General features: G+C 62.9%; 16 protein-coding genes and 1 tRNA gene. 6 read left to right on the top strand and 11 right to left on the bottom strand.

Annotated elements, in window-relative coordinates:
* Positions 1-35 precede the first annotated feature (35 nt).
* From SAB01S_RS11875 to rsmA, 3 genes are read left to right on the top strand one after another with little or no spacing between them, the layout of a single operon-like run.
* A complete protein-coding gene (locus SAB01S_RS11875) occupies positions 36-1,424 on the top strand; it encodes a peptidylprolyl isomerase (RefSeq protein ID WP_062733234.1) in 1,389 nt (462 codons plus the stop codon).
* The gene (gene pdxA, locus SAB01S_RS11880; protein ID WP_062733301.1) at positions 1,402-2,427 is read left to right on the top strand and encodes a 4-hydroxythreonine-4-phosphate dehydrogenase PdxA; all 1,026 of its coding nucleotides are present in this window, start codon (positions 1,402-1,404) and stop codon (positions 2,425-2,427) included. The genes SAB01S_RS11875 and pdxA overlap by 23 nt, the downstream gene beginning before the upstream one ends.
* A complete protein-coding gene (gene rsmA, locus SAB01S_RS11885; RefSeq protein ID WP_062733235.1) occupies positions 2,420-3,259 on the top strand; it encodes a 16S rRNA (adenine(1518)-N(6)/adenine(1519)-N(6))-dimethyltransferase RsmA in 840 nt (279 codons plus the stop codon). Before pdxA ends, rsmA begins: the two co-directional genes overlap by 8 nt.
* A gap of 3 nt (positions 3,260-3,262) precedes the next feature.
* Here rsmA and SAB01S_RS11890 read toward each other — a convergent pair whose 3' ends face one another.
* The 4 genes from SAB01S_RS11890 to rpoZ all read right to left on the bottom strand — a co-directional run bounded on the left by SAB01S_RS11890 (position 3,263) and on the right by rpoZ (position 6,274).
* Positions 3,263-4,810, bottom strand: a complete 1,548-nt coding sequence (locus tag SAB01S_RS11890) for a M56 family metallopeptidase (RefSeq protein WP_062733237.1) — start codon at positions 4,808-4,810, stop codon at positions 3,263-3,265.
* On the bottom strand, positions 4,807-5,175 hold the full coding sequence (locus SAB01S_RS11895) for a BlaI/MecI/CopY family transcriptional regulator (RefSeq protein ID WP_062733239.1): 369 nt from the start codon (positions 5,173-5,175) through the stop codon (positions 4,807-4,809). The genes SAB01S_RS11890 and SAB01S_RS11895 overlap by 4 nt, the downstream gene beginning before the upstream one ends.
* Before the next feature lie 107 nt (positions 5,176-5,282).
* Positions 5,283-5,648, bottom strand: a complete 366-nt coding sequence (locus tag SAB01S_RS11900; RefSeq protein WP_169802567.1) for a PilZ domain-containing protein — start codon at positions 5,646-5,648, stop codon at positions 5,283-5,285.
* Between the two features lie 281 nt (positions 5,649-5,929).
* Positions 5,930-6,274, bottom strand: a complete 345-nt coding sequence (gene rpoZ, locus SAB01S_RS11905) for a DNA-directed RNA polymerase subunit omega (protein WP_021228850.1) — start codon at positions 6,272-6,274, stop codon at positions 5,930-5,932.
* A gap of 126 nt (positions 6,275-6,400) precedes the next feature.
* Between rpoZ and SAB01S_RS11910 the strand changes: the two genes are divergently transcribed.
* On the top strand, positions 6,401-7,603 hold the full coding sequence (locus SAB01S_RS11910; RefSeq protein ID WP_062733242.1) for a phospholipase D-like domain-containing protein: 1,203 nt from the start codon (positions 6,401-6,403) through the stop codon (positions 7,601-7,603).
* Between the two features lie 42 nt (positions 7,604-7,645).
* On the opposite strand, the gene SAB01S_RS11915 is transcribed toward SAB01S_RS11910, so the two are convergent.
* The 6 genes from SAB01S_RS11915 to ald all read right to left on the bottom strand — a co-directional run bounded on the left by SAB01S_RS11915 (position 7,646) and on the right by ald (position 13,301).
* A complete protein-coding gene (locus SAB01S_RS11915) occupies positions 7,646-8,026 on the bottom strand; it encodes a hypothetical protein (RefSeq protein WP_062733244.1) in 381 nt (126 codons plus the stop codon).
* Between the two features lie 175 nt (positions 8,027-8,201).
* A complete protein-coding gene (locus SAB01S_RS11920) occupies positions 8,202-8,756 on the bottom strand; it encodes a hypothetical protein (RefSeq protein WP_062733246.1) in 555 nt (184 codons plus the stop codon).
* Positions 8,753-10,102: a sensor histidine kinase gene (locus SAB01S_RS11925; RefSeq protein ID WP_062733248.1), complete on the bottom strand. Its 1,350-nt coding sequence runs from the start codon at positions 10,100-10,102 to the stop codon at positions 8,753-8,755. Before SAB01S_RS11925 ends, SAB01S_RS11920 begins: the two co-directional genes overlap by 4 nt.
* Positions 10,095-10,805, bottom strand: coding sequence for a response regulator transcription factor (locus SAB01S_RS11930; RefSeq protein ID WP_062733250.1), 711 nt, complete (start codon positions 10,803-10,805; stop codon positions 10,095-10,097). The genes SAB01S_RS11925 and SAB01S_RS11930 overlap by 8 nt, the downstream gene beginning before the upstream one ends.
* 196 nt (positions 10,806-11,001) lie before the next feature.
* A complete protein-coding gene (locus tag SAB01S_RS11935) occupies positions 11,002-11,832 on the bottom strand; it encodes a sulfite exporter TauE/SafE family protein (RefSeq protein WP_062733252.1) in 831 nt (276 codons plus the stop codon).
* Between the two features lie 353 nt (positions 11,833-12,185).
* Complete coding sequence (ald, locus tag SAB01S_RS11940; RefSeq protein WP_062733303.1) at positions 12,186-13,301, bottom strand: alanine dehydrogenase; 1,116 nt, start codon at positions 13,299-13,301, stop codon at positions 12,186-12,188.
* Between the two features lie 158 nt (positions 13,302-13,459).
* On the opposite strand from ald, the gene SAB01S_RS11945 reads away from it, so the two are divergent.
* Positions 13,460-13,927, top strand: coding sequence for an Lrp/AsnC family transcriptional regulator (locus tag SAB01S_RS11945; RefSeq protein WP_062733253.1), 468 nt, complete (start codon positions 13,460-13,462; stop codon positions 13,925-13,927).
* Here SAB01S_RS11945 and SAB01S_RS11950 read toward each other — a convergent pair.
* The gene (locus SAB01S_RS11950) at positions 13,917-14,810 is read right to left on the bottom strand and encodes a peptidylprolyl isomerase (protein ID WP_062733255.1); all 894 of its coding nucleotides are present in this window, start codon (positions 14,808-14,810) and stop codon (positions 13,917-13,919) included. The genes SAB01S_RS11945 and SAB01S_RS11950 overlap by 11 nt on opposite strands.
* 153 nt (positions 14,811-14,963) lie before the next feature.
* Between SAB01S_RS11950 and SAB01S_RS11955 the strand changes: the two genes are divergently transcribed.
* Positions 14,964-15,054: transfer RNA gene (locus SAB01S_RS11955), tRNA-Ser, on the top strand.
* Positions 15,055-15,386: the final 332 nt, after the last annotated feature.

A 15,386-nucleotide genomic window follows, 5' to 3' on the forward strand; every position in this document is an offset into this window, starting at 1 on the left:
CAGGCGCGGACCCGCATTGGAGTTTATTGCCGACGATGCTGCCTGCCGTTTCCTCGTCCAGCCGCCTGACCCGCGGCGCCTGTGTCCGCTTGCGCACCCTTGTCCTGTCATCGGCCCTGATCGCCGCGGGTGTTCAGCCCGTCGCCGCGCAGACGGTCGACGACGATGACGCCAGCATGGCCACGCAGCAGCTGAACCTGCCCAAGGACGTCACCGTCTTTGGCAAGAGCGATCCCAATGTTCGCAAGGCGACCGCCATCGTCAACGGCCGCATCATCACCGGCACCGATGTCGACCAGCGCCTGGCGCTGATCATCACCGCCAATGGCGGCAAGGTGTCGGATGAGGAAAAGGAGCGGCTGCGAGTGCAGGTGCTGCGCAACCTGATCGATGAGACGCTCCAGATTCAGGAAGCGGCCGCCAACGACATCAAAATCGCGCCGGAAGAAATCGAGCAGAGCTATCAGCGGGTCGCGGCCAATTTTCGGAAATCCCCCGCCGAATTCGACGCCTATTTGCGCAGCCAGGGCAGTTCGGCCGCCAGCATCAAGCGCCAGATCGAAGGCGAACTGGCGTGGAGCCGCCTGCTCCGTCGCAACATCCAGCCCTTCGTCAATGTGTCAGAGGACGAGGTGAAATCGGTCATCGACCGGCTGAACGCGGCCAAGGGCAGCGACGAATATCGGATCGGCGAAATCTATCTGTCGGCAACGCCTGAAAATCAGGCGCAGATTGTCGCCAATGCACGCAACATCATCCAGCAGATCCAGCAGGGCGGCAGCTTCCAGGCCTATGCCCGGCAGTTTTCCGAAGCCTCCACTGCGGCCGTCGGCGGCGACCTGGGCTGGATTCGTCCCGCGCAATTGCCACCTGAACTGGCGCAAGCTGCCGCCGAGATGCAGGTCGGCCAGATTGCCGGCCCCATCGAAACGGTGGGCGGGGTGTCGATCATCTACGTCATGGACAAGCGCAAGGTGCTGACCGCCGACCCGCGCGATGCATTGCTGAGCCTGAAGCAATTGTCCGTCATGTTCCCCAAGGGCACCACCAAGGAACAGGCAGGCGCCAAGGCCGCGGAATTCGCCGCGGCGGTAAAGGAAATCAAGGGTTGCGGCCAAGCCAATGAGATTGGCGCGCGCATCGGCGCGGATGTGGTCGACAACGATAATGTGAAGGTGCGCGACCTGCCACCGCAATTGCAGGAAATCCTGCTGAACCTGCAAGTCGGTGAAACCACCCCGCCCTTCGGATCGATCACGGACGGCGTGCGGGTTTTGGTGGTGTGCGGACGCGACGATCCGGCATCGGCGAATGCGCCCAATGCTGACCAGATCATGGCGCAGCTGGAAGAGGAACGGGTCAACAAGCGCGCGCGCATCTATTTGCGTGACCTTCGCCGCGATGCGGTCATCGATTATAACTGACGCTGTGCCTCGGCTGGCGCCCTTCGCCGTGTCGCTGGGCGATCCGGCCGGGATTGGCCCGGAAATCGTCGCCAAAAGCTGGGTGATGCGCGAGGCGCGCGGCCTGCCGCCCTTTTTCGCGGTAGGCGACGTAGCATCGCTGCGCGCCGTCTGGCTTGGCCCGGTAGAGCGGATCGACAGCCCGGAAGAGGCCGCCGAGGTGTTCCCGCGCGCGCTGCCCTGCCTTCAGGTCGCAGACGCGGGCGAGATCGTTCCCGGCGTGCCCGGCATCGATGGCGCGCGGGTCGCGTTCCAGTCGCTGGAGGTCGCCGTCGGCCTTGCCCGGTCCGGGTCCGCGGCGGGGATCGTCACCGCGCCGGTCGGCAAGGAACAATTATATGGAGTGGGCTTCACCCATCCAGGCCAGACCGAATTCATTGCCGAACGCTGCGGGGTGGCACCGCACAATGCCGTCATGATGCTGGCCGGCCCAGCGCTCAAGGTCGTGCCGATCACAATCCATATCGCGCTGGCCAACGTATCGGCTGCGCTGACCATCGACCTGATCCGCGCGCGGGCGCTGACCACGGCCAAGGGATTGCAGCGCAATTTTAATATCGGCCGGCCACGGCTGGCAGTGGCGGGGCTCAACCCCCATGCGGGCGAGAATGGCGCGCTGGGTCGCGAAGAGATCGAGGTCATTCGTCCCGCCATTGAGCAATTGCGCGCCGATGGTCTGGATATTGTCGGGCCGCTGGCCGCCGACGGCATGTTCCACGCGCGCGCGCGCGAAACCTATGATGCGGCGCTGTGCATGTATCATGACCAGGCGCTGATCCCGATCAAGACGCTGAATTTCGACGAAGGCGTCAACATCACGCTGGGCCTGCCGATCGTGCGCACGTCGCCCGACCATGGCACGGCCTTTGGTATTGCCGGCACGGACAGCGCGAATCCCGGCGCAATGATGGCGGCGCTCAAAATGGCGGCCGAAGCGGCGCGCGCGCGCATCCTGCATGGCTGACGAACGACCGGCGCTGCCGCCGTTGCGGGATGTCATTGCGCGACACGGGCTGGCCGCCAGCAAGGCGCTGGGGCAGAATTTCCTGCTGGACGAACAGTTGCTCGATCGTATCGCAGCCATCCCCGGCCCGCTGCGTGACAAACCGGCTTTCGAAGTAGGCCCCGGCCCCGGCGGCCTGACGCGCGCCATCCTGCGCGCAGGCGCGCGGTTGGTAGCGGTGGAGCGCGACGATCGCTGCCTGCCTGCGCTCGCTGAGCTGGCCGATGCCTTTCCGGGTCAGTTGACGGTGATCGCGGGCGACGCGATGCAGGTCGATGCCCAGGCAGAAGCGGGCGATGGCGCGCATATCATCGCGAACCTGCCCTATAATGTGGGCACGCCATTGCTGGTGGGATGGCTGTCAGCGATCTGGACGCCGCTCCCCTGGTGGTCGAGCCTGACGCTGATGTTCCAGATGGAGGTCGCGGAACGCATCGTCGCGAAGCCCGGCACGGATCATTATGGGCGCCTGGCCGTCCTGTCGCAGTGGCGCAGCGATGCGCGGATCGCGATGAAGGTGCATCGCAGCGCCTTCACGCCGCCACCCAAGGTCATGTCCGCCGTCGTCCACATCACGCCCAAGCCTGCGCCCGAAGGCGTGCAGTTGAAGATGCTCGAGCGACTGACCGCGGCAGCCTTTGGTCAGCGGCGCAAGATGATGCGCCAGAGCCTGAAGGCATTGCCCGGCGCGCTGGAGGCGCTGGAGGCCGAAGGCATCGATCCCCAGCGCCGCGCCGAAACCGTCAGGGTCGAGGAATTTGTTGCCGTTGCCCGGCTGTTGAGCCGGGACTGAGCCTCAATAGCCTTCGCCGTCCAGTTCGGCGATATTCTCATCAATATCGCGCAGGGCCTCGGCGCGCGCCTGCGCCGGCAGGCCAGCCGCGGCGATTTGCGCCCGCGCCGCGATCAGGCCACTGCGTGCCGCCACTTTACCCAGATGCTCGGCCTGGCGCGCCTGCGCTTCGATGGCCTTCTGACAGATGCGCACCCGGATATGCCGCCGGCCATTGGCATCGACCGTTTCACGATGACTGGTGAGCCCCCTGCCCTCGCACCCGTCACGCACGTCGACGACGGGCACCATGCGGGCGATCTCCTCCTCCGTCGGGACGCGATGCGTTTCGACGCGGCCATCGGCGTAGGTGACGATGATACGCCCCTTTTCGCTGCGCACCGTGACGGGTGGCGTCGGCGCAACAGGCGGACTGGGCGGCGTCATGTCAGCAGCTGGGAGGACTGGCGCGATCGGCGCCACGGGAGCAGGCGCGGCGATAGCTTCCCTGTAGGGCGCGGCTGGCGCAGCAGGGGTCGACGGCTTGGCTGGGGCGTCCATCACGGCAGGGGTGATGGACGCCTGAGCGGGTTGCGCGACGAGGTCGGTCAATCGCGCTAGGTCGACCTGTTCCACCTTTTGCGTGATGGCCGCCATCTGCTTTGCGGCCCGGCTGCCCGACGCCGTCAGTGCCAGGCCGGCTACGGTGGCCAACCCAACCGTGGCCATGCCCCAACTGATACGGCGCAATGATGCTTCATGACTGGATAACATTTTCAGCCTCCCTTTCAGCGTGGCGAGACGGGTCAGATGGCAGGCAGCAGCATAATGGCGGCCGCCGGCGGCCTTGAGAATGGCGCGACCATAGGCATGGGCCTGATCATGGCCGTAGAGCGAGAGGACGCGCGCGTCGCAGGCGGTTTCCTGGTCGGCGCGGTAGGCCCGATAGGCGATCCAGGCGATCGGATTGCACCAGTGAAATGCCAGCAGAAGCAGGGCGATCATATTCGCGAGAAGATCGCCGCCATGATGGTGCGCGCGTTCGTGGGCGATCGCCATGTCCTGTTCCTGCGCGTCATAACGCAGGGCGAAATCGGGCGGCAGTACGATATGTGGGTGCAGCACACCAAAGGCGAGCGGGCCGGACGCTTGGGGACTGGTGATGACGCGAATGCGGCCTTCCTGCCCCACCGGCGTCGCATCCTTCACGATGAGCCGACGGAACCGCACATAGCCAATAATCTGGACCGCCATGAAAATAGCCGTCCCGGTCAGCCACAAGGCGATCGCTATTTCCAGCCAGGGCAAGGCCGGGCTGGCCACCGTAATTTGCGCGGCAGTGGGCATGGCCAGCATCGCGGGCAAGCCGGACTGATCCATCGCCTGATGCAAAGGCGAAGGATCCGCCACTTGTTCGGGAAGCGCAGGCAGGACCATGCGCGCGAACGGGAGGACCCAGAGCATATAGGCGGCGCCCGCGCCCAGCCACCGCGCCAGAGGTCGCCTTATCATCATGACAAGCGCCATCAGCAGGCTGGAGGCGACCATCGTTTCGACCAGCCAGATGATCATGGCTTGAGCCCTTTCAGAATATCCTCCAGCTCGGCGATATCCTCCGGGCTCAGCTGATCCTGGCTCGCAAGCTGAGCTACGAGCGGCGAGACGCGGCCACCAAATAGGCGGTTGACCAGGCGCCCTGATTCACTTGCGACATAGTCGTCACGCTGGATGAGGGGGCGATAAAGGAAACGACGGCCATCCTGATCGGCAGCGATTACATCCTTCGCCATCAGCCGGGACAGCAAGGTCTTGACCGTTTGAAGGCTCCAGTCACGGGAGGCCGTAACCTGTTCAGCGACATCATTGGCGGTGCGGGGCGAGGTTTCCCATAGCGCCTCCATCACGACCAATTCGGCTTCGCTGATTTTCTCGCTCACGATCCGCCTCGGCTCGATGACTGCAACTACATTTGTAATCGCATCGTTTACATCTGTAGTCAATAGGCACCCGGCGTCACTGAAGAGGCGAGCGGGTCATCCTGATATCAGCCAGTAACCCGCAATCCAAACATGGCACGGCGATCGGCCGGACGAGCGGTCGCGCCACGAGGCGCGCCACGCGCCTGCCCGGGATAATCCGATGTCAGCGCCGAGGCATAAACGGGTCTGTCCGGCGCCTTTTCCGGACCTGTCGCCTTCATCACGTCTTCAACGTTGATCGGCTTGTCGAAGGCGACGCCGAACTGGACATCACCACACCACACGACGCGCGCCGGGATCGTGAAACGCCCGCGCGTCAGGATAATTCGCGTGCCGACATCGAGCACCGGTCCCTGCACCCGGGCACCGCCTTCGGAAATATCGCGTATCCGCACCAGTTCTACATCCGATGCGTCATGTTGGGTCTTCATATTCGCGGCCATGAAGACATTGGAGCGTTTGGGGCGATCCATGATCTTTCTCGCATCGGTAAACGGCGCGGATGAGACGCCCTTGGATCGCTTGCGCCGTCAGTCCCTGCGTGGCGGGACGATGCGACCCGGGTCGGCTGCTACACGGGTAACGAATGGATCAGGCCAAAAGGTTCCCGATCCGATTGCAATGTATAGAATGGACAGCGGCCCGTAAAGGTCGAGGCCCGGTCCTGCTCGCGCAGGCCGGGCCTCTTTCCCTCTCCAAACGGGTTCAGCGATCAGCCGTCGTAATCGCCACCGATATTTTGGTTGCGCGGCGGCGCCGCAGCCGTCAGGCGCAGAGCCTCCGCCGACTGGGCGATCGAGCCGATTTCATCTGGCGTATCATCATCGTCGATCTGGACCTTTTGCAGCGATCCGATCAGGGAATCGTGCAGGTCATCGGGCAGCACGGTTTCTTCCGCGATCTCGCGCAGGGCAACTACGGGATTCTTGTCGCGGTCGCGATCAAGCGTCAGTTCGGCGCCACCGGAAATTTCACGGGCGCGCTGAGCGGCAAGAAGGACGAGGTCAAAACGGTTGGTAACCTTGTCGACGCAATCTTCGACGGTGACGCGGGCCAAACAGGGCCTCCTGAATACAACGAAAGGAAAAGCGTGAACCGGGCAGCTAGCAGCCCCGCCAGCGAGAGTCAATGAAAAGGCCATAAGCCCATGGCCACAGCGAGTGAGAACGGGCATTAAGCCTGAATGGCGACCGTCACGTCCCTTTCCAGCGCAGGCGATGCGCCCGGCATATCGGTCGTGCTGGAGGGCAATCAGCTGCGGCTGATCACGCATGGCCCCGCGCTGCGATCCGCCCTCGTCACCCTGATCGACGGGGCGCGCCACAGCCTGAAACTCTATTATTATATCTTCGCTGCTGACGTGAGCGGCGCGATGGTGCGCGACGCCTTGGCCCGGGCCGCGCGTCGCGGCGTATCGGTGACGCTGATGATCGACGCATTCGGTTCAGCCAAGACGCCCGACAGTTTCTTCGCGTCACTGGTCGATGCAGGCGGGCAATTCGAGCGCTTTGGCGCACGACGCTCCACGCGCTATCTGATCCGCAATCATCAGAAGATGGCGATAGCCGACGACGAACGGTTGCTGATTGGCGGGTTCAATGTGGAAGATGGCTACTTTGGCGTTCCGCAGGAGAATGGCTGGCGTGATCTCGGCCTGTGGATGGAGGGCGAACAAGTTGAGGCCATGACCCGATGGTATGGCGGGTTATGGCGGTGGGTGTCGACGAGAAAGCAGCGTTTCAGGACGCTGCGAGCAATGGTGCGGCAATGGCATCCTGCCCTGCATTATGATGGGGGGTCGGCATTTCGCTGGCTGATCGGCGGTCCGACGCGGCGGCTCAGCCCATGGGCGCAGCTTGTCAAGCATGACCTAGAAAAGGCGCAGCGCGTGGACATGATCGCCGCGTATTTCTCCCCCGGACGCGGCATGTTGAAACGCATTGCGCGCGCGGCCAAGCGCCACGGCGCGCGCATCATCCTGCCCGCCGTCTCGGATAATGGGGCGACAGTTGCAGCGGCGAGGCTGTTATACGGACCCTTGCTGAGGCGCGGCGTCGAAATCGCTGAATATCAGCCGTGTAAGCTGCATACGAAATTGCTGGTCATCGACGACGCTGTGTTCGTCGGGTCCGCCAATTTCGATATGCGCAGCCTCTTCCTTAATCTGGAAGTGATGCTGAGGGTAGAGGACAAGGCGTTCGCCGACCAGGTCAGAGCCTATATCGCGCAGGAAATGCAAGATAGCCGAGCCATCAATTTGCGAGACCATCTTTCGGACCGCAGCATAATGACCCTAGTTACGCAGGCGATCAGCTATCTGCTAGTCGGAATACTAGATTACACCGTCACTCGTCGCCTGAACTTCCGCAATCCCGACGCCGACTGAGGAGGAGGCGCCGAGCCCCCTCCCCATTTGCATCACGCAGCCTCATCGACCGCTTTTGGCGAGGACCCGGACCTGGCCAATGGGATAGCCCTTTTCGGCCATTTCCTTGGCATAATCGCCCCGGGCATCGGCCAGTTCGGCGCGATATTCGTCCCAAGCGTCGCGGTTATCCTCCGCATCGGAGGAGCGGCGCAAATCCTTGGTCAATTCCTTCCGGGCTTCCGCAAGGTCGGTCTGATAATTGAACCAATAATCATTTTCGACGCCGGCAATGGGCGCCTGATAGACCAGTTGGTCTTCAACCTGCGCCAGTTGCTCTTCATAGCTGACCGGGCCTTCTGCTGTTTGCGCCAGTCCGGCAGTCGGGAGAGTGGCGGGAGCAAGGCCCAAGAGGGCGGCGGCGAGAAACGTAGAGCGTGCCATCGGTTCTTCTCCTCTTTGCTGATCTGAACCATGATCGACACAACGCCCGAACAAAGGGATTTTGAGCCTTAACGGATGTGCAGAATGGATGAAGCGAGCCTGGGCAACGATGGACCGCACGGGTGAAAACCACGCAAATCTTGTATTTTTAATCGGTATTACAGCGTCTTATGCCTTATCGAACCAGCAAATAGAAGCTTACCGCCTCCTCTCCGTCATTTTCTATCACAATATGGTAGCGATCGGTGAAAAGCGGCATCCAGGCGCAGTCCGCCTGCGGCCCGCCGACAGGCTTTTCGCACAATGTTTCGCCTTTCGCGCCCTGAACCTTGAGCGACAAATGGCCATCGCCCTCCCCCGTCGGCGCGACCATGATATGCGCGCGTTGACCGCCCAGGAAAAGCTGCCGCATCGTCATGCTGCCGCCCGGCAGGAGCGATCCGCGGCGATAGGCGGGACCCAGAGCGCGCCCGCGATAGGGCGGATCGTCAATAATCGCGCCGCTAGCCTGCGCCTTTTCGCGCCAGAGCGCCGCCAAATCCGCCTGGCCCGGCGCCGGTGCCGCCCCCAGCACCGACAGCACCCGCGCCTTGCGGCCGAGCGAGGCGGTGTCGCCCTGCGCCTGCGCCGCCTCCCCTTCGACCAGCGTGCGCAGGATGGGGTCGGAAGGACGATGATCCGCAGGTGACGCCGCCGCCGCAAACAGCAAAGGCAATAACAGCGCAATCACGATTCATCCTCCGGCTGGACAACGAAGCGCGCGCCGGGCGCTGCATCTTCGACGTGGAGCGTCAGCCCATGGCGCTGCGCGATCGCCAGCGCAAGAGCCAGCCCAAGGCCATGGCCGCCGTCCGCCGCCCCGTCCAGACGGACATAGCGCTCGAAAATTCGTTCGCGGTCCGCCGCAGGGATGCCATCGCCATCATCCTCCACAATGATGCGCGGCCCGGCGGACAGTTGAAGCGACACGCTGCCGCCGCTCGGTACATATTTGAAGCCATTGTCGAGCAGATTCGACATGAGCCGCATCATCTGCACCGCATCGGCGCGCAAGCGTATGCCGGGGGCGATGCGAGCATGGAAGCCGATCCCCAATTCCTCAGCGCTCGCGCCGTAAAGGTCGGCCAGATTTTCCGCGATATCGCTCAAGCTGACTTCCGCAAGCCCACGCATGTCGCCGCGCATCGCTTGTGTGCCGGCAATGTCGAGCAGGGAATCGAGCAAGCGCACGACGCTGCGTATCTCGGCCCGCGACCGCTCCAGCGTTTGCAGCAGCATATCGTCTCGCGTCGCCTCCATAGCCCGCAGGATACGCGTATCCAGATGCATGAGCGGCGTGCGGATTTCGTGCGCCGTTTGATCGGATACGGCGCGCTGCGCTTCAATCAGGCGTTCGACCTGGTCGAGCATGTCGTTGGTGTTGGTCGCCAGTTCCGTCAGTTCGTCGCTATCGCCCGCGCCGGGCACGCGTGCTTCAATATGACCAGCGCGGACGGCGGCAAAGGTGGCGTTCACCGCCTCCACCCGATTGCGCAGGCGCCGGGCGGCAAAATGGCCCGCGACTAGGCTGAGCCCGGCGATCAACGCACCCGCCGTAGCAAAAGCGACAGCCAGGCGGGCGAGCAGCGCCTGACCGCGATAGTCGCTGCGTCCCACCACCAGTCTCATGTCCGGCCCAAGTTGCGTCGCCCGGGCGAACATGCGTTCGCCATCGGCCAAAGTAACGAACCGCGCTTCCGATATGTTCGGGGCGATGCGCGGCCAGCGGGTCAGGTTGCCCGCGATCCGATCGCCATTGTCGCGCGCCAGCAGATACCAGACGCGTTCGCCATCCTGACGCTCCACCTCGAAGCGATCGGCGATCCGCGCCTTCAGATCTTCCCTGCCTGCGCTGACATATATGTCGGCAAGGCCGGCAAGGTCGGTATCAACCTCCCGCGCGAGCATGGCGCGCGCGTCATTGTCGACAATCTGGCGCACGACCAGAAACAGCGCCAGGGTCGACAGCAGGCTGACCAGCAAGGCCGACATCGTGACCCGGCCGAAAATCGACCGGAACAGGCCAGGCCTAGCCACGAGCCGCGTCTGCGTGCGCGATCAGCCGATAGCCGGTTCCCCAGACGGTTTCCAGAACCGGCGTATCGAAACCCTCCTCCAGCTTACGGCGCAAGCGGCCGACATTCACGTCGACCACATTGGTCTGGGGATCAAAGCTCAGCTTCCAGACATGGCGCAACAGCATCTCGCGCGTCACCACTTCGCCGGCATGGTCCATGAGGTAGCGGAAAAGCTCGAATTCCTTGGGCGACAAAGGAAGATGCCGTCCCTGTCGAAAGGCGGTTCGCGCCTTCACATGGCATTCCAGGTCTCCGAACAGCAGCACGGGTTCATGGCTGCGGCGGCTGGCGCGCCGCCAGAGAGCGCGCACGCGGGCGACCAGCTCGTCGGGTTCGAAGGGCTTGGCGAGATAGTCATCCACGCCGCTTTCCAGCCCTTCGACCCGATGTTCGCTGCGGCCCAGCGCCGACAGCATCAGGACCGGCGCGCCGACGCCGGCCGAGCGCATCCGCGTGACGATGTCTATGCCCGACAGATGCGGCAACATGCGGTCGAGGATGACGACGTCATGCCCTCCGCTTCCTGCCCGATGGAGGCCTGCCGGCCCATCGGCAGCCTGTTCCACCGTCATGCCCGCAGCGTTCAGGATCGCCGCGATCGTCGCCCGCGCCGCCTCGTCATCCTCCACCAGCAAAACGGAAATCTGATCAGACTGCCCCATGATCCCCCCGGCTTAGCCTTAACGGCAAAGCCCGCCAGTGACAAAGCCTGTTAGAGGACGCGAAGCCGGGCATCGTTTCGGTTACGGCCTGCCCCTGCCGATGGGAACAGTGAAACCCCGCTGTCTTACCTTTCTCAAACGAAAAACGGCCGCCATGTCCGGCAGCCGTTTCGTGTCATCCATGACCGCGTGGGATTTACATTTTCAAACCGTTGCGCAGCATCAGCATGCCGATGATGAGGAGATAGACGCCGAAAATCTTTTTTAAGGGTCCCGCCGGCAGGCTGTGCGCCGCCGCCACACCGAGCGGCGCGGTCAGCATCGACATGGACGCAATCGCCAATGTCCCGGGGATATTGATGTAGCCCAGCGATCCCCAGGGCAGGCCCGTTTCCTTCAGGCCAATGATGGCAAAGCCGATGGTCGTGGGGATGGCGATCAAGGTGCCGATACCCGATGCGGTCGCAATGGCCCGGTGGATGGTCCGCCCGCAAAGCGTCATCACCATGATCGCGATGGTGCCGCCGCCAATGCCCAGCAGCGAGGAAAAGGTGCCGAGGCCGCCCGCGATACCGACCCGCACGATACCGGACGGCATGGTGTCGCTGATCACCTTCCCGCTGACCTTGGGCAGCAGGAAATTGAGCGACATCAGGACCACGCCACCGCCAAAGATCATCTTGAGCGTACGACCATCGACATGGCTGGCGAGCAAGACGCCCGCACCGCATCCCATGACGATCCACGGCGCCCAGGCCTTGAGCACTTCGAATTCCACCGCGCCGCGTTTGGCATGGGACAGGAGCGACCGGATCGACGTGACGATGATGGTGGCGGCGGACGTGCCGATCGCGACATGGGCAATGGCATCTTTCGTGCCGCCAAGCAGCGGCAAAACAACCAGCAAGGCCGGCACAACGACGAAGCCGCCGCCAATCCCGAAAATGCCCGCGGCAAATCCGGCCAGCAACCCGGCCGCCAGCATGGCCACCAGCGGCACCAGCCATGTCGTGATTTCGGCAGACATCACAGCCCCCCTTTCCGCGCAGGTCCGCCCGCGCGCATGTTTATGCCATCGCCCTGCGGGATCAAGGCGGCGAAAATGGGGTAATCGTCCATGATGTCAGACCATGCCTCTCTTCGGCGGAACCAGGATGCGTGGGGGCATGCGGTGATGTTCCCCTGCCCCGCTCAACGAACAAGAAGGAATAACCCGCAACGTCCGTCGCGCCGTTCGCGTTACAATCTGGAAACAATTGCAGACGGGACGTTGGAAAGAAAAAAAAGAAAGGCGCCAACCCCGGTGAGGAGGTTGGCGCCTGTTTACCGCGCGCTTCTCGAGCGTATCAATGGCCCGAGAGGATTACGGTCGCATCCGGATCAGGCCACGGCCTGTTCCGCCGGCGTATAGGGCAGATTGAGATCGTCGGCCACCGCCTGATAGGTGACCTTGCCGTCCCATATATTCAGGCCCGCACGCAGATGGACATCGCGGCGAAGCGCCTCCTTCCACCCCAGTTCGGCAATGCGCAGCGCATGGGGCAGCGTGACGTTATTCAACGCATAAGTGCTGGTGCGCGCGACCGCGCCGGGCATGTTGGCGACGCAATAGTGCACGACATCATCGACGATATAGGTCGGCTCCGCGTGGGTCGTTGCATGGCTGGTTTCGAAACAGCCGCCCTGGTCGATCGCGACATCGACCAGGACCGCGCCCTTCTTCATGGTCTTGAGCATGTCGGCGGTCACGAGCTTGGGCGCGGCCGCCCCCGGAATAAGCACCGCGCCGATCACCAGGTCAGCGTCCGCGACGCAATCGGCAAGATTGGCCTTGTTTGAAAAGCGCGTCTTGGCCCGCGCTTCGAAATACATGCCCAGCTTCTCCAGAACCTCGGGGCTACGGTCGAGGATGGTGACGTCCGCGCCAAGCCCAGCCGCCATCTGCGCCGCGTTGAAGCCGACAACGCCACCGCCGATGACGGCGACCTTGGCGGGCAGCACGCCCGGCACGCCGCCCAGCAGCACGCCACGTCCGCCATGCGCCTTTTCCAGCGCCGTCGCACCAGCCTGAATAGCCATGCGCCCGGCGACCTGGCTCATCGGCTTGAGCAGCGGCAGGCCGCCGCTGACGTCCGTCACGGTTTCATAGGCGATGCAGGTCGCACCGCTGGCAATAAGGTCGCGGGTCTGGTCCGGATCGGGTGCCAGGTGCAGATAGGTATAGAGAATCTGGCCAGGCCGCAGCATCGCGCGTTCCACGGCTTGCGGCTCCTTCACCTTCACGATCATGTCGGCCGCAGCGAAGATTTCGGCTGCCGTGGCGATGATGTCGGCGCCCGCCTTGACGTAGAGATCGTCGCTCGCGCCGATGCCGTTGCCCGCGCCGGTTTCCACCAGCACGCGATGCCCATGCGCGGTCAGCTCATGCACGCTCTCGGGCGTCAGGCCGACGCGATATTCGTGATTCTTGATTTCCTTGACGGTGCCGACGATCATCATGTCTCTCCAAAGCCGAGGGACGGCGCGCGATTGCACTTCCGTATGGCCTGCGTGATACCGCAAAGGCGACGGCGAATGGTCCTGTATTTGCAGGGTGGAAGCGAAGACCTGCGGATGATATGCCGCGATATTGCCAATCAGCGGGATGATTTCGCGTGGATCGCTTCGACATCGCCATATTGGAAGCGCTGCAAAATGATTCCCGCCGATCCATGGCGGATCTGGGCGATCGGATCGGCCTGTCCTCTTCTGCCTGCCATCGCCGCATCAAGGCGATGGAGGAAGCAGGCCTGATCGCAGGTTATGCCGCACGGCTGGACCCCAAAGCGCTCGGGCTTGACCTCCAGGCCTTTGTCGAAATCTCTCTGACCAGCCAGAGCCGGGAAATTATGGATCGGTTCGAACGCGCGGTGGCCGACTTTCCGGAAATATTGGAATGTCATCTGATGGCGGGCCAGGCCGACTATCTGCTGCGCGTGGCCGCCGCGGACCTGAAAGGGTTCGACGCCATTCACCGCGACTGCCTCGCCCGCTTGCCCGGCGTCTCCGCCATCCGCACCAGCTTTGCGATCCGTCGTATCCGCGATTGGCAGGGCTATCGCCTGCGCGGCCTCAAGGCTTAGCCCGGACCGGGACCGGCGCATTGCACAGATCCACGCCGCCCGCAGGCCTTTCGTAGAAATCATCCTTTCGGTTGGCGCGCAGACGCAGATATTCACTGAAAATCGGTGACGTCGTATCCATTTGCTGGAAATGCGGCTGCTGCGCAGCGGGCAGGTCGCTCGCCAGGCGCACGGACACTATAGGCACCGGGCGCTCCGATCCTGTGTAGAAGCCCAACTCCCCCGATCCGCGCGGCAGGCTGGATAGATGCGCCATGCCGTCGATTACGCGTCCGACAACCGCGATATTGCGGTCAAGCTGGCGCGGCGCCTGGCCGATCACGGCGTAAAGTTCCGCGCCGGTGCCAGCGTCAGGCGACAGGTTGCGGCCGACCCCGACATAGCCATAGCAATGCGGCAGCCAGGCGGCGTCCCCATCCATCGCCACCGGCCAACCCGCGACGAAACCCGTTTTGGGCGCATAGGCGTCAGGATAGGGCAAAGATGTGACCTGCAGTCGCCGGTTGGCGAGCAGCACTGTGTAATCAGCCGCGCTGGTCTGGAGCAGACCGGGCGGCAACGGTTTTTTCTCCGTCACGTCGCCCCATTGCGCGACATAATTGTCCTGAACCCGATTAATGCTGGTTCCATCCCACCAATGCGCCTGGGCAAGCGTGCGGATATTGGCGACGTGGCGGGGCGCCATGCCCGGGGCGAGCTGAACGATAATCTGCGCGCCCCCCTCGACCGTCATCACGATCACATCCTCTCCGGGAATGTCCGTCCATGCGCTCGCCGGCGATGATGCGATGAGTGCGGCTGGCGTGGCCGGCGGCGCGCTGTTTGCCGGGATGGGAGCCAAGGCCAGGGCTGCTGCAAGAATGGAGGAAAGCGAATGAATCATCGGGCCATCAAACAAAAGACGTTTGATAAAGTAAAGCGATGCCGTTGATGCCCCTTGCCACCCCGCCCGCCCCGCGATAGGGAGCCGCCTTCCAGTGCGATTGGATAAAAGAACCCGATTCACGCCGCTTCCAGCGACAACAGGGTTCCGTGCGGAGCGGTGGCCGAGTGGTCGAAGGCGCTCGCCTGGAAAGTGAGTATACGTCAAAAGCGTATCGAGGGTTCGAATCCCTCCCGCTCCGCCACCTACTCTTATATCGTCGTACTGCCCCCGTCTTTGCCCAATGGGCGCAAAGTAGCGTGAACTGACGACGATTACCTGCATAGAGAACCATGCGGCCCCTGCGCCTGCGAGAACCTACGCCGTCTTCCTCTACTCATCCAGTTCGTTCAGAAAGGCGAATGCGGTTTCAAACCACCCAATGTTTAGCAAGGCTTTGATGTCTTGAACGCAATCATGCGAAAATAGAAGCAGGCGAACTGCGCAATAAATCATGAAAAGTGCGGGTTCTGCGCCAGTTTCAGGTGTCTTTTCGGACCGGAATATTACCGAGCGCCCGGACCGCGCTAAAGACCT

This window comes from Sphingobium abikonense NBRC 16140 (genome assembly GCF_001598335.1).
GTDB classification, from domain to species: Bacteria; Pseudomonadota; Alphaproteobacteria; order Sphingomonadales; family Sphingomonadaceae; genus Sphingobium; species Sphingobium abikonense.